Below are 12847 nucleotides of genomic sequence, written 5' to 3'. Positions count from 1 at the left end.
GCGCAACCGGGTTTCCACGTGGTGGTCGCCACTTGAGGGTCCCGGAGCGCCGCTCCGGCGGCTGCGGCAGGATGGAGGCCATGACAGGGACTTTGGTGCTGCTGCGACACGGCAACAGCGAGTGGAACGCCAAGAACCTCTTCACCGGCTGGGTCGACGTCGACCTCGACGCCAAGGGGGAGGCCGAGGCCCGCCGCGGTGGCGAGCTGCTGAAGGAGAACGGCGTGCTGCCGGACGTGGTGCACACCAGCGTCCTGCGCCGCGCCATCCGGACGAGCGAGATTGCTCTGCACATCACCGACCGGCACTGGATTCCGGTGAAGCGGTCGTGGCGGCTCAACGAGCGTCACTACGGCGCCCTGCAGGGCAAGGACAAGAAGCAGACCCTCGAGACGTACGGCGAGGAGCAGTTCATGCTCTGGCGCCGGTCCTACGACGTGCCGCCGCCGCCGATCGAGGCCGGCTCGGAGTTCGCCCAGTTCGACGACCCGCGGTACGCCTTCCTGCCGCCCGAGGCCAAGCCGAAGGCCGAGTGCCTCAAGGACGTGCTGGTGCGGGCGCTGCCCTACTGGTACGACGAGATCGTGCCGGACCTGCGCGCCGGCAAGACCGTGCTGGTGGCCGCGCACGGCAACTCGCTGCGGGCCTTCGTCAAGCACCTCGACAGCATCTCCGACGAGGCGATCTCGAAGCTGAACATCCCGACCGGCATCCCGCTGCGCTACGACCTCGACGACGACCTGCGCCCGCTCAAGCCGGGCGGCGAATATCTCGACCCCGACGCGGCCAAGGAGGCCGCGGCCGCGGTCGCCAACCAGGGCCGTTAAGAAACGCTGAAACAGCAGAGGCCGGGACGCCCCCGTGGCGTCCCGGCCTCAGCACTGACCAGGCGAGCAAGGCTCAGGCGAGCTCAGGCTCCGCCCGGTCGCCCACCGGCTCTCCGGTGATCAGGTACACCAGCTGCTCGCCCACGTTGACCGCGTGGTCGGCGTACCGCTCGTAGAAGCGGCCCAGCAGCGCGCCGTCGATCGCGGTCTCGGCGCCGTACGGCCAGGAATCGTCCAGCATGATCTTGAAGAGCTGGCGCTCCAGGTCGTCGATCTCGTCGTCCTCGTGCTCGAGCTTGGCCGCCAGCTCGGCGTCGGGCTTGGCCAGCAGGTTGGCGATGCTCTCGGCCATCTTGTCGGCCACCTCGGCCATGCCCTTGAAGACGGGACGCAGCTCGGCCGGCACGGCCGGCGACGGGTGCCGCCGCTGCGCCGTCTTGGCCACGTGTTCGGCCAGATCGCCCATCCGCTCGAGGTCGGCCGAGATGTGCAGGGCCGTGATGACCATCCGCAGGTCGGAGGCGACCGGCGCCTGCCGGGCAATGGTGTCGGCCACCTTGGCCTCGACCTGGCTGTAGATCTCGTCGACCTCGTGGTCGCGCTCGATCACCGCTTGGGCCGACTTCAGGTCGGCGGTGAGCAGGGCGTTGGTCGCCTTGCGCATCGCTTCTCGCACGGCTTCCGCCATGGTGACCATCAGGCGACTGACCTCGTTGAGGTCGGCCTGGAACTCCTCGCGCATGTCCTCGTCCCGGGGTTCGGTGGGGCCGTCCCAGGAAAGGGCACGACCGTAGCTGACCTCCACGCTAGGTCCGCCTGACGGCAGTCACGTGAACGGCGATGAACGACGCCGGGCGCAGTGGTGAACATTATTCGACGCGCGCCCGTTTTGTCCGGCTCATCCTAGTGGTCAGGTAAACAATGACCCTACGATCGCAGCGTGGACCTGGCGTACGGCATTCCTCTGATCCTCGCCGCGCTCGTCGTCGGCGCGGTCGCGGGGCTGTTGATCACACGTGTGCGCAGGTCGCCGAGGCCGGACGAAAAGGCCGTCCGGCCGCACGAGGGGGGACGCGCCATCGACACCGACGAGCCGCACGGCAAGCACGGCATGAAGGGGCTCGGTCGCAAGAGCCTCGACTCGCTGCGTGTCGGCGTGGTGGTTCTCGACGCCGAGGACCATCCGGTGCTGGTCAATCCGGCCGCCCGGGCGATGGGCCTGCTGCGTTCCGGCGGGGCCCCGGGCACGATCGCCGCCCACCCCATTCTGCGTACGCTGGCCGGCCAGGTGCGCCGCACGGGCGTACGGCGGGAAGTGGAACTCGATCTTCCGCGTGGCCGGGCCGGTGCCGCCCAGGCCCCGCTCGGCCTGCACCTGCGCGCGGTCGCCCTCAACCAGACGCACGTCGCGGTCGAGGCGGCCGACGTCACCGAGTCGCATCGGCTGGCCCGGGTGCGGCGCGACTTCGTGGCCAACGTGAGCCACGAGCTCAAGACGCCGATCGGCGCGTTGCAGCTGCTGGCCGAGGCGCTGCTCGACGCGACCGACCTGCCGGCCGCCGACACCGCCGAGGAGCAGAACGAGGACCTGCTGGCCGCCCGGCGGTTCGCCGAGCGCATCCACCACGAGTCGGCCCGCATGGGTCGCCTGGTCAGCGAGTTGCTCGAGCTGACCCGGCTGCAGGGCGCCGAGCCGCTGCCCACCCCCGAGCCGGTCGCGGTCGACTGGGTGATCGCCGAGGTGATCGACCGCACCCGCACCACGGCGTCGGCCAAGTCGATCGAGGTCGTCTACAACGGCCCGAAGGGCTGCATGGTCTACGGCAGCGACAGCCAGGTCGCCACCGCGGTGACCAACCTGGTCGAGAACGCGATCGCCTACTCCGGCGAGGACACGAAGGTCGAGCTCACCCTGCGTCAGGACGACGACTGGGTCGAGATCGACGTGGCCGACCAGGGCATCGGCATCGCGCCACACGACGTCGACCGCATTTTCGAGCGCTTCTACCGTGCCGACCAGGCACGTTCCCGGTCCACCGGTGGAACCGGTCTGGGCCTGGCGATCGTCAAGCACATCGCCACCAACCACGGCGGCCGGGTCAGCGTGACCAGCAGCCTGGGCGACGGCTCGACGTTCACCCTGCGCCTACCGGCGCGACCCCCCGAAGCCCCCTTGCCGTTACCGACGGCAATTGAGATCGAGTCCGGTGCGGCCGGACGCTAGTCCCGGACGCCGGAAGATGGAAGGAACCACATTGGCCCGCGTGCTCGTGGTCGAAGATGAGGAGTCGTTCTCCGACGCCCTGTCGTACATGCTGCGCAAGGAGGGCTTCGAGGTGTCGGTCGCCCCGACCGGGACCTCGGCGCTGACGCAGTTCGACCGGACCGGTGCCGACATCGTGCTGCTCGACCTCATGCTTCCCGAGATGTCCGGCACCGAGGTGTGCCGTCAGCTGCGGCAGCGTTCCGCCGTACCGATCATCATGGTCACCGCCCGGGACTCCGAGATCGACAAGGTCGTCGGCCTCGAAATCGGCGCCGACGACTATGTGACCAAGCCGTATTCGCCGCGCGAGCTGGTGGCCCGGATCCGGGCCGTCCTGCGCCGTCAGGGCACCGAGGCCGCCGAGGTCTCGACGCCGACGCTGGCCGCCGGCCCGGTGCGGATGGACGTCGAGCGGCACGTCGTCACCGTCGACGGCGCCGGGGTGCAGCTCCCGCTCAAGGAGTTCGAGCTGCTCGAGCTGCTGCTGCGTAACGCCGGCCGGGTGCTCACCCGCGGCCAGCTGATCGACCGGGTCTGGGGCGCCGATTACGTCGGCGACACCAAGACCCTCGACGTCCACGTCAAGCGGCTGCGCTCCAAGGTGGAGCCGGAGCCGTCCGCGCCCCGCTACATCGTCACGGTGCGCGGCCTGGGCTACAAGTTCGAGCCGTAGGCCCCTACGACTTCGGTGGCGCGGCGGGCTCACGTCCGCCGCGCTTCTTCGGTCCCTGAGCGGCCACGGTCGCCGGGTGCACCGCGACCAGGCCGGCCGCGAGCCGGGCGTCGCAGAGTTCGGCCAGTTTCCCGTACGCCGCCTTGCCGATCAGCGCGCTCAGTTCCGGCCCGTACGAGACGTACATCGGTTCGCTGCCCACGTGGGCCTCGGGCGACGAGGTGCACCACCAATCGAGGTCGTGCCCGCCCGGCCCCCAGCCGCGCCGATCGAACTCGGTCAGCGTCGACTGGAGCAGCTTCGACCCGTCCGGCCGCTTGATCCAGTCCTGCTCGCGGCGCACCGGCAGCTGCCAGCAGACGTCCGGCTTGTAGTCCAGCGGGTGCACGCCGTCGCGCAGCGCCTGGGCGTGCAGCGCGCAGCCGCCGCCCCCCGCGAAGCCCGCGTCGTTGAGGAACACGCACGGCCCGTCCTCGGACTGGATCGCCGTGCGGCGGGCCGGCTTGGACCCGTCGATCGAGTCCATCTCCGTGTAGTTCTTGAAGCCGCGCCGGTAGTGCTGCCACGTCTCCGGAGTCAGCTTGGCGGCGGCGGCCTTGACCCGGTTCTCGTCGTCGGCGTCGGTGAAGAACGCTCCGTGCGAGCAGCAGCCGTCCTGGGCGCGGCCGGCCACGATGCCGTGACAGGCCGAACCGAACACACAGGTCCAGCGGGACAGTAACCAGGTCAGGTCGGCCCGGACCAGGTGCTTCTCGTCATCGGGGTCGAGGAACTCGATCCACTCGCGAGGGAAGTCGAGATCGACCTCGGCGGCGCGCTCGGCTGCCGCGGGGTCGAGGGTGATACGGATGGGGACACGGCGGCTCACTCGCGACAGCGTACGCGCGCAGGGGACGGAAGCAGTGGTGACGCCCGGTATGGCCGCATATACCCGGTCGAGGAGGCGGCGTACGCGACAATCGGGTCTACGCTTGACCTCGTGAGCTCCCGCGTTCCCGTGCTTCTGTCCAGCTCGTCGGTCTTCCCCGAGCCGACGGCCGCCGCGTTCGAACTGGCCGCCACGACCGGTTACGACGGCCTCGAAGTCATGGTCTGGACCGACCGCGTCAGCCAGGACGCCGGTGCGCTGAAAGGTCTGTCCGACCACTACGACCTGCCGGTGCTCTCGGTGCATGCGCCCTGTCTGCTCGTCACCCAGCGGGTCTGGAGCCCCGACCCGTGGGAGCGGCTCAACCGGGCCGCCCAGCTGGCCGAGACGCTCGGCGCCCCCACGGTCGTGGTGCACCCGCCGTTCAGCTGGCAGCGTGACTACGCCAAGAACTTCGCCGCCGGTCTGGCCAAGGTGCAGGCGCGGCACCCCGACCTGTCCTTCGCGATCGAAAACATGTTCCCGGTCAAGATGGCCGGCCGCTGGTTCGTGCCCTACACCCCGGGCTGGGACCCAACCGAGACCGGCTTCGACGCGTACACGCTCGATCTCTCGCACTGTGCGGCGTCGCGGATCAACGCGCTCGGCATGGCCGACAAGATGGGTTCCGGCCTCAAGCACGTGCACCTGGGCGACGGCACCGGCGAGGGCCGCGACGAGCACCTGGTGCCCGGCCGGGGCAATCAGCCGTGCGCCGAGCTGCTGCGGTCGCTGTCGGCGCGCGGTTTCCGGGGTTCGGTGGCGCTCGAGGTCTCGACGCGCAAGGCGGCCAGCCGCGCGGTCCGCGAGGCCGACCTGCGGGAGTCCCTCGAGTTCGCCCGCCGCCACCTCGCTCCGGCCGAATCGGCGACGCCCGCCATCACCCGGGCCTGAGCCGGCCTGTTACAGGGCGACCGGCTCGCGCAGCGGAGCGGAGCCGGCCAGCTCGGCCCTCTTGCGGGCGCGGTGCGCGGCCACGTGCGAGCGGGTCGCGCAGCGCTCGGAGCAGAAGCGCCGGCAGTTGTTGGACGACGTGTCCAGATAGACGTTGCCGCAACGCTCGTCGGCACAGATGCCGAAGCGGGCGCTGCCGTATTCGCACAGCCACACCGACAGGCCCCAGACCGCGCCGGCCAGGTATTCCGTGCTGACCGACGAGCCCCGGCTGGTCACGTGCATGTGCCAGTCGGCGGCGTCGTGACCGGAGATGCGCGGCTGCACCGGAAACATCTCGAGCAGGGAGTTGAGCTCCTTGACGGCTTCGGCGTCGCGTCCGGAGGTGCCGTACTCGAAGACCTCGCGCAGACGACGCTGGGCGCGGCGGAACATCGCCACGTCCTTCTCGACGACCTCGTCGCGCATCCAGGCCTGCTCGTCGGCGAACAGGGCCCGCAGCCCGGCGAGATCGCCCAATTCCGCGTTGACGAGGTCGACCGCGGTCCGGGCGTACGCATCGAAGTTCACCCGACAAAGGTAGCCGTCCCCGGGCCGGTCGAACATCAGCGTTGCGGCTGACTGGGCCCCGAGTGGCACTCTCGCGATACCGGGTGTTCCGGACGATACCCTCGGGACATGCTCCGTTCCCTGCTCCTGGCCGCCGCCGGTTCGGACCGTCTCGGGCGCCTCGCCGGCTCCGCCCCGGTCAGCAAGAGCGCCGTCCGCAAGTTCGTCGGCGGGTTCGACGCCGACGAGGCGCTGCTCACCGGTCGCGCGCTGGCCGACGACGGCCTGGCGCTCACCTTCGACCACCTCACGGCCGAGACCCGCAGCGCGGAGCAGGCGGTGGCGGTCCGCGACGAATACCGCGCGCTGCTCGGCAAGCTCAAGGGGGCGGGGCTGACGCCGGTCGCCGAGGTCAGTGTAAAGCTGTCCCTGCTCGGGCAGCGGCTCGACGAGAAGCTGGCCTACGAGCACGCTCAGGCCGTCTGCGTGGCCGCCGACGAGGCCGGCACCACGGTGACGCTGGACGCCGAGGACCACACGCTCACCGACTCCACCCTGGAGATCCTGGCCGAGCTGCGCAAGGACCACCCGGGCACGGGCGCGGTGCTGCAGGCCCATCTGCGGCGCACCGAGGGGGACTGCCGCGAACTGGCCACGTCGGGCTCGCGGGTTCGTCTCTGCAAGGGGGCGTACGTGGAGCCGGAGTCGGTCGCGTTCCAGTCGGCGCTCGACATCGACAAGTCGTACGTGCGCTGCCTCAACATCCTGATGTCGGGCGAGGGCTATCCGATGGTCGCCACCCACGACCCGCGGTTGATCGCCATCGCCGAGGACCGGGCGCGCTGGTTCGACCGCACCGCCGACGAGTACGAGTTCCAGATGCTGCACGGCGTCCGCACCGACGAGCAGGCCCGGCTGGCCGCCGGGGGCAACGTCGTGCGCGTTTATCTTCCGTACGGGCAGCAGTGGTACGGCTATCTGATGCGCCGGCTGGCCGAGCGCCCGCGCAACGTGACCGTTCTCGGGCGGGGTCTGGTGGGGCGCTAGTCACCCCATGAGCAACAATTCGGGCTAAACAGCAACAGATCCGGCGTGTCGCCCTTGACTTTTTCTGGCCTTTTTCACGGAACGTATCGCGTTGGTCACAGCCGTATCGATACCGTCCTTATGACACGCACGTTTGCCGCCGCGTCGCAAGACCTTTCCGGTCTCCGCGGCTGTGCCTGCGAAAGGATCGGTGCGACACATGACAGGTCCAGCCCAGACCGAGGAAAAGCTCTCGGAGGTGCGGTTCCTGACCGTGGCCGAGGTGGCCGCTCTGATGAGGGTCTCCAAGATGACGGTCTATCGGCTGGTGCACGGGGGTGACCTCACCGCCGTGCGCGTCGGGCGGTCGTTCCGCGTGCCCGAGCACGCCGTGCACGAATATCTCCGCGGCGCCTTCTCGCAGACCGCGTAAGGACGCTCCGCGTCGTTTCGGCTTCCGGTCATTCTGCGGCCGGAGGTCATCCGGTCCGGGGTCGTTTTGGCTCGGCCCCGGCCGGGCCGGTACGCTGGTGCGGTTGGCTCCCGGCTGCTGTGTGGTCCGGGGCCGTCGAATCAGATCGGATTCGGGTGACGCCTAGGGCACGCCCGGCCGAGCCACCAGGTTTCGAGAGGCATTCCGTATGGGCTCCGTGGTCAAGAAGCGCCGCAAGCGTATGGCGAAGAAGAAGCACCGCAAGCTGCTGCGCAAGACCCGCGTCCAGCGTCGCCGTCTCGGCAAGTGACCCGCGGCGGGGTTTGACACCCCGCCGGGCGGGCACTTGCCGCACGCCGTGCTTCTCACGAGCATGGGCACTCGTACGCATCAGAAGGTGCGCCTGACGTGACCTCTCCGCCCAGCGTCGTCGTGGTCACCGGAGTCAGCCGATACCTCGGCGCCCGGGTGGCCGCTCGCCTCGCATCAGATTCCCGGGTCGACCGTGTCGTCGGCCTGGATCCGCACGAACCGCCCACGGCTCTGCGTGAGCTGCTGGCCGATGTCGAGTTGATCCGGGCCGACGCGCGCGCCGCGTCCGGCGCCATCGCCGACCTCGATGCCGAGGCCGTCGTGCACCTCGCGGTGACCAGCGCGCCCGACGCTCAGCACGGCCGGGCCGCGATGAAAGAGCAGAACGTCATCGGCACGATGCAGCTGCTCGCGGCCGCTCAGGCCGCACCCCGGCTGCGCAAGCTCGTGGTGCGGTCGTCGACGGCCGCCTACGGCGCGTCGTTCCGCGACCCCGGCGTCTTCACCGAGGACACCGAGCCGCGGGCCGTGCCACGAGGCTCGTTCGCGCGCGACATCCTCGACATCGAGGGCTACGTGCGCGGCTTCCGGCGCCGGCGCCCCGAGGTGTCGGCCACCGTGCTGCGCTTCGCGCCGTTCATCAGCTCGACGGCCGACACGACACTGACGCGCTACTTTGCCCAGCCGGTCGTGCCGACCGTTCTCGGCCGCGACGCCCGGCTGCAGTTCGTGCACGTCGACGACGCCCTCGAGATCCTGCACCGCTCGATCGTCGAGGAACACCCGGGCACCTTCAACGTGGCCGGCACCGGCATCCTGGCCCTCTCGCAAGCCATCCGGCGGGCCGGGCGCATCTCGGTGCCGCTGCCCGAGGGCACGCTCTCCACGCTGGCCGGGGTCGCCCGCAACGTGGGCATCGGTCAGATCGGCTTCGACCAGATCGACCTGTTCGTGCACGGCCGCGTGGTCGACACGACCCGCCTGGTCCGCGAGTTCGGCTTCACACCGCGCACCACGGCCGAGGCGTTCGACGACTTCATCAAGGGCCACGCCAACGGCTCCTCCGTGACCTCCGACCGGGTCGCCGCGGCCGAAAAGGCGATCCTCGACGGGATACGCCGGGTGCGGGCCGGGAGCACGGCCGGAGGTGACCGGCGTTGAGTCAGGACGAATTTCGCGGCATGCTGCCGGGGCACGCCGACTTCACGCTGCCCCGGCCGGCCGAGCCGGTCCGGGTCAACGGCCGCCGCCCGATTCCGGAGGTGCCGTCCATGAACGGGAACGGGAACGGGCACCACGTCAGCGACCCCGAGCCGGACACCCTCGACGTCTGGGACCAGCGCGTGGCCGCCGGTCTGGCCTTCCTGCGCCGGCGGCTCACCGGCAGCTACGAGGTCGACGAGTTCGGCTTCGACCGCGAGCTCAACGACGCCGTGTTCCAGCCGCTGCTGCGGGTGCTCTATCACGACTGGTTCCGCACCGAGGTCTTCGGCATCGAGAACGTGCCGGCCAAGGGCGGTGGCCTGGTCGTGGCCAACCACTCGGGCACGCTCGCGCTCGACGCGCTGATGCTGGGTGTGGCGATCCGCGACAAGCATCCCGAGGAGCGGCATCTGCGCCTGCTCGGCGCCGACCTGGTCTTCCGCATGCCCCTCGTGAGCGAGCTGGCCCGCAAGTCGGGCGCCACCGTGGCCTGCAACCCCGACGCCGAACGGCTGATGAGCACGGGCGAGCTGGTCGGCGTCTTCCCCGAGGGCTTCAAGGGCATCGGCAAGCGCTTCGCCGACCGCTACAAGTTGCAGCGCTTCGGCCGGGGTGGGTTCGTCTCGGCCGCCCTGCGCACCGGCACCCCGATCGTCCCGGTGGCGATCGTCGGCGCCGAGGAGATCTATCCGATCCTGGCCGACGTCAAGCCGCTGGCCCGGCTGCTCGGCGTGCCGTACTTCCCGTTGACGCCGACCTTCCCCTGGCTCGGTCCGCTGGGCCTGGTGCCGCTGCCGAGCAAATGGCTCATCCAGTTCTGCCCGCCGATCCCGACCGAGCATCTGACCGACCTCGCGGACGATCCGATGGTCGTCTACAACCTGGCCGACCAGGTGCGCGAGACGATCCAGGCGACGTTGCTGGAGTTGCTGGAGAAAAGGCCCGACGCCTTCGGTTTGTGACTTTGAGTCACTGGATCGTGACGACTCGTGGGCCTATAGTGACAAGTGAGGGGCGGAGCCGGTAACTCCCGGCAACCGCCCCTCGCCATGTCTGCTGTTGCTAGTCGCTCCCGAAGATGTTGCCGAGCAGTCCGCCCAGCATGTCTTCGTCCTCGTTGAGCGGCTCCTCCGGCAGGAACTCGTCGGCCGGCGGCGTCGACTGCACCGGGGTGCCGCCGAGCGGAAGGGCCGGAGCGCTCGTCCGCGTACGCTGACCCGTCACCCCGGCGTCGGTCGAGGCGGTGGGCGCGACAGCCGGGCCGCTCTTACGCGGTTTGGCCGTCGGCTTGTTCTTGTTGCTCGGGCGGGTGGCCGGCTTGCCGTTGCTGTTGTGCCCGGACGGCTTCGACGGCGCCGCCTGGGTGTCGTCCATGCCGTTGCCGGTCGCGCAGCCCTTCAGCTTGGGCCCGAGCGCGTCGGAGCCCGTCGGAGCCACGTTGCCGCAGGTCAGGCTCGTACGCAGAGACTGCGCGCGCCCGCTGGCCGAGTCCAGCAGCGCGATCGACTTGAACGCCCGCTCCTGGTTGGCCGACGAGAGCTTGTCCAGCGCCGGGCTCAGCGTGCGGCGCTGCCGATCGGCGAACGTGTCCACCGTGGCCAGCGGCTTGATGTCCCGGCGGGCGACCGCCGAGGTGGTCAGCAGCTTGACGCCCTTGCGGGTGTCCGCGTCCATGTCGTCCAGCACGCCGGCGAACCCGCCGTCGTCGCCCTTCATGGCGACCGCCTCGCTGAGCCGGTTGCGCGCGAAGTCCAGGGACAGCTGCCCCCGGGTGACGTCCGAGCCGGCCATAGCCAGCTGGGCTTTCTCGGTCGAGCGCTTGACGCCGTAGAGTGCGTCGCCCGGAGACGCGTTCTCGCTGGCCGCGGAGATCCCAGAGACCGCCAGGGCGCCCGCGGCGACCCCGATGACGATCGCGCCCCGGGCCCGGATGCGGCCGCCGTGGCCGAGCAGTCCGTGCTTCAGCCGACCGGCGCGGGCCGTGTCAGGCTGGGCGTTGACGGCGGTGGCGGGCTCATCGACGGCGGTCGCGGTGCGGCCGATGCCGTCCCGCTCGGCGGTGGCGACCAGCATGGCCCTCAGCCCGGTGCGGAACTCGGGATCGACCCGGGCGCCGGGCCGTGCCGTGGACAGGCTGTTGCCGATGGCGACCAGCTCGGCGAGCTGCTCGTCGGCCGGGACACGGCTGTGGTGCCGGGGGCCGCCGGTGGTCTCGTCGAGAAGCTCCGCGAAGCGCTCGGCGCTCCGCCGGTCCAGAAAATCGAATCTCACCGCGGGCACCTCCCCTCGCTCGTGAATGTCTCGCCGGCTGCATCGCCGGCGGTCGCGACGATGCCGGTGGCCGACAGTGCCTTCCGGGGTCGCACTCGGACAAACGCGCGACACGCGTCCCCGGTTACGGGGGACAACGGCCCGCATCGGGTAATGGGCGAGAGTGGCATCACGCTGAGCTTGCTGTTGGCGTGCCCTTCTGGCCCTCGCCTGCGAGGCCGTCTATCGGCTGCGGCTGCGTGCCGCTCGGTGCAGGCGGTCACGCTGAGCTTGCTGTTGGCGTGCCCTTCTGGCCCTCGCCTGCGAGGCCGTTTGTCGGCTGCGGCTGGCTGCCGCTCGGTGCAGGCGGTCACGCCTGGAACCCGTCGGGCAGGAGGCGGGCCAGCGCGCGGACGGCGCGATACTGCAAGGCCTTGATCGCGCCCTCGTTCTTGCCCATGGTCTGCGCGGTCTCGGCCACCGAGAAGCCCTGCAGGAACCGCAGCACGATGCACTCCTGCTGCTCCGGGTTGAGCTGCTTGACCGCGGTCAGCAAGGCGACGTTGGTGATGTGGTCGACCACCGACGACTCCGGGCTGCCCTCCGGCCCGCGCGCCTCGCGATCGGCGTCGAGCACGTCGCCGGTGGTCACCTCGAGGCGGTAACGACCGGACTTGAAGTGGTCGGCGACCAGGTTGCGGGCGATCGTCACCAGCCAGGCGCCGAGGTCGCGGCCCTGCCAGGTGAAGCTGCCGATCCGCTTGAGCGCGCGCAGGAACGTGTCCGACGTCAGGTCCTCGGCGAGCTGGCGGTTGCCGACCCGGAAGTAGACGAAGCGGAACACCGTGTCGACATACCGGTCGTAGATCAGCCCGAACGCCTCGGACTCGCCGGCCTGGGCCCGCTCGACCAGCGCCCACACCTCGGCGGCGGCGTCACCGGGGTCGGGCCGGGCCGGATACTTCGGTGGCTCGGCGTCCCGCTGCGGCCCGGTTGTGCTCTGCGAGGGCACGACGACGGTCTGCTCGCCCACCGCGTCCGGCAGGTTGCTGCGCTGGCCGGCGGTCGGCTGCGCCGGCATCGGCGGGCGCCCGGGCACGGCCACCCGGCCGCCCCCGGCCATCGGCTTGGCGTTGCCGGTCGGGGGCATCCGCTGGTTCGGTGACTCGTTGACGTGCGGGCGGTTGCGGGTGCGTTTGGGGCCGTCACCGCGGATGGTGTTGACGATCAGGTCGTCGACCGAGTGGCGGAGGCCCGTCAGACTGTCGGCGAGGGATGGGCGGTACGGATCCCCGGCGTAAACATGACTCACTGCGCCTCCTCGACCCGGCGACTCTGCTCCGACTGCTGATCCGCCCCGCCAGACTGGGATTCGCAGTTTTTTCGTGCTTGTGGCACAGCGGCCTCCTCGGGATGAGGGGTGATCACTCATAGCAAAACGGGTGAAGTGGCCCGCGAAAATGCCGACCGACCTCACCCAGGGTTTTGGAGTCCGTTACTTAGACGC

General features: G+C 70.2%; 14 protein-coding genes. 9 read left to right on the top strand and 5 right to left on the bottom strand.

The genetic code is table 11. The features are described from left to right. Positions 1-80: 80 nt before the first annotated feature. Positions 81-827, top strand: a complete 747-nt coding sequence (locus tag ACZ3I4_RS16585) for a phosphoglyceromutase (protein ID WP_465382776.1) — start codon at positions 81-83, stop codon at positions 825-827. Positions 828-900: 73 nt separating this feature from the next. Here ACZ3I4_RS16585 and phoU read toward each other — a convergent pair whose 3' ends face one another. Next, positions 901-1569: a phosphate signaling complex protein PhoU gene (phoU, locus tag ACZ3I4_RS16580; RefSeq protein ID WP_465383017.1), complete on the bottom strand. Its 669-nt coding sequence runs from the start codon at positions 1567-1569 to the stop codon at positions 901-903. Positions 1570-1791: 222 nt separating this feature from the next. Here phoU and ACZ3I4_RS16575 point away from each other — a divergent pair, with 222 nt between their 5' ends. Both ACZ3I4_RS16575 and ACZ3I4_RS16570 read left to right on the top strand, forming a co-directional pair. Then, positions 1792-3051 (top strand): sensor histidine kinase, encoded by a 1260-nt coding sequence (locus ACZ3I4_RS16575; protein WP_465383016.1) that lies wholly within the window; start codon positions 1792-1794, stop codon positions 3049-3051. Between the two features lie 31 nt (positions 3052-3082). After that, the gene (locus ACZ3I4_RS16570; RefSeq protein WP_020512993.1) at positions 3083-3766 is read left to right on the top strand and encodes a response regulator transcription factor; all 684 of its coding nucleotides are present in this window, start codon (positions 3083-3085) and stop codon (positions 3764-3766) included. Positions 3767-3770: 4 nt separating this feature from the next. On the opposite strand, the gene ACZ3I4_RS16565 is transcribed toward ACZ3I4_RS16570, so the two are convergent. Further along, complete coding sequence (locus tag ACZ3I4_RS16565; protein WP_465382775.1) at positions 3771-4634, bottom strand: DUF3109 family protein; 864 nt, start codon at positions 4632-4634, stop codon at positions 3771-3773. Between the two features lie 111 nt (positions 4635-4745). Between ACZ3I4_RS16565 and ACZ3I4_RS16560 the strand changes: the two genes are divergently transcribed. Next, the gene (locus ACZ3I4_RS16560; RefSeq protein ID WP_465382774.1) at positions 4746-5567 is read left to right on the top strand and encodes a sugar phosphate isomerase/epimerase family protein; all 822 of its coding nucleotides are present in this window, start codon (positions 4746-4748) and stop codon (positions 5565-5567) included. 9 nt (positions 5568-5576) lie between these two features. On the opposite strand, the gene ACZ3I4_RS16555 is transcribed toward ACZ3I4_RS16560, so the two are convergent. Next, a complete protein-coding gene (locus ACZ3I4_RS16555; protein ID WP_465382773.1) occupies positions 5577-6137 on the bottom strand; it encodes a CGNR zinc finger domain-containing protein in 561 nt (186 codons plus the stop codon). Positions 6138-6245: 108 nt separating this feature from the next. Between ACZ3I4_RS16555 and ACZ3I4_RS16550 the strand changes: the two genes are divergently transcribed. The 5 genes from ACZ3I4_RS16550 to ACZ3I4_RS16530 all read left to right on the top strand — a co-directional run bounded on the left by ACZ3I4_RS16550 (position 6246) and on the right by ACZ3I4_RS16530 (position 10052). Continuing rightward, the gene (locus tag ACZ3I4_RS16550) at positions 6246-7163 is read left to right on the top strand and encodes a proline dehydrogenase family protein (protein WP_465382772.1); all 918 of its coding nucleotides are present in this window, start codon (positions 6246-6248) and stop codon (positions 7161-7163) included. Between the two features lie 199 nt (positions 7164-7362). Beyond that, positions 7363-7575 carry a helix-turn-helix domain-containing protein gene (locus ACZ3I4_RS16545; protein ID WP_127498359.1) on the top strand — a complete coding sequence of 71 codons (213 nt, stop codon included), beginning with the start codon at positions 7363-7365 and terminating at the stop codon, positions 7573-7575. Positions 7576-7783: 208 nt separating this feature from the next. Continuing rightward, the gene (locus tag ACZ3I4_RS16540) at positions 7784-7885 is read left to right on the top strand and encodes a 30S ribosomal protein bS22 (RefSeq protein ID WP_007465623.1); all 102 of its coding nucleotides are present in this window, start codon (positions 7784-7786) and stop codon (positions 7883-7885) included. A 98-nt stretch (positions 7886-7983) separates the two neighbouring features. Further along, entirely contained in the window at positions 7984-9048 is a 1065-nt protein-coding gene (locus tag ACZ3I4_RS16535; RefSeq protein WP_465382771.1) for an NAD-dependent epimerase/dehydratase family protein, read from the top strand. Beyond that, the gene (locus ACZ3I4_RS16530) at positions 9045-10052 is read left to right on the top strand and encodes a lysophospholipid acyltransferase family protein (protein WP_465382770.1); all 1008 of its coding nucleotides are present in this window, start codon (positions 9045-9047) and stop codon (positions 10050-10052) included. The genes ACZ3I4_RS16535 and ACZ3I4_RS16530 overlap by 4 nt, the downstream gene beginning before the upstream one ends. Positions 10053-10152: 100 nt before the next feature. On the opposite strand, the gene ACZ3I4_RS16525 is transcribed toward ACZ3I4_RS16530, so the two are convergent. Then, complete coding sequence (locus ACZ3I4_RS16525; protein ID WP_465382769.1) at positions 10153-11361, bottom strand: DUF5667 domain-containing protein; 1209 nt, start codon at positions 11359-11361, stop codon at positions 10153-10155. A 349-nt stretch (positions 11362-11710) separates the two neighbouring features. Then, positions 11711-12571: an ECF subfamily RNA polymerase sigma factor, BldN family gene (locus tag ACZ3I4_RS16520; RefSeq protein ID WP_465383015.1), complete on the bottom strand. Its 861-nt coding sequence runs from the start codon at positions 12569-12571 to the stop codon at positions 11711-11713. Positions 12572-12847 lie beyond the last annotated feature (276 nt).

This window comes from Actinoplanes sp. NPDC021490 (assembly GCF_055562135.1).
The sequence above is the reverse complement of the archived record's forward strand: the minus strand, read 5'-3'. Positions and strand labels throughout refer to the sequence as shown.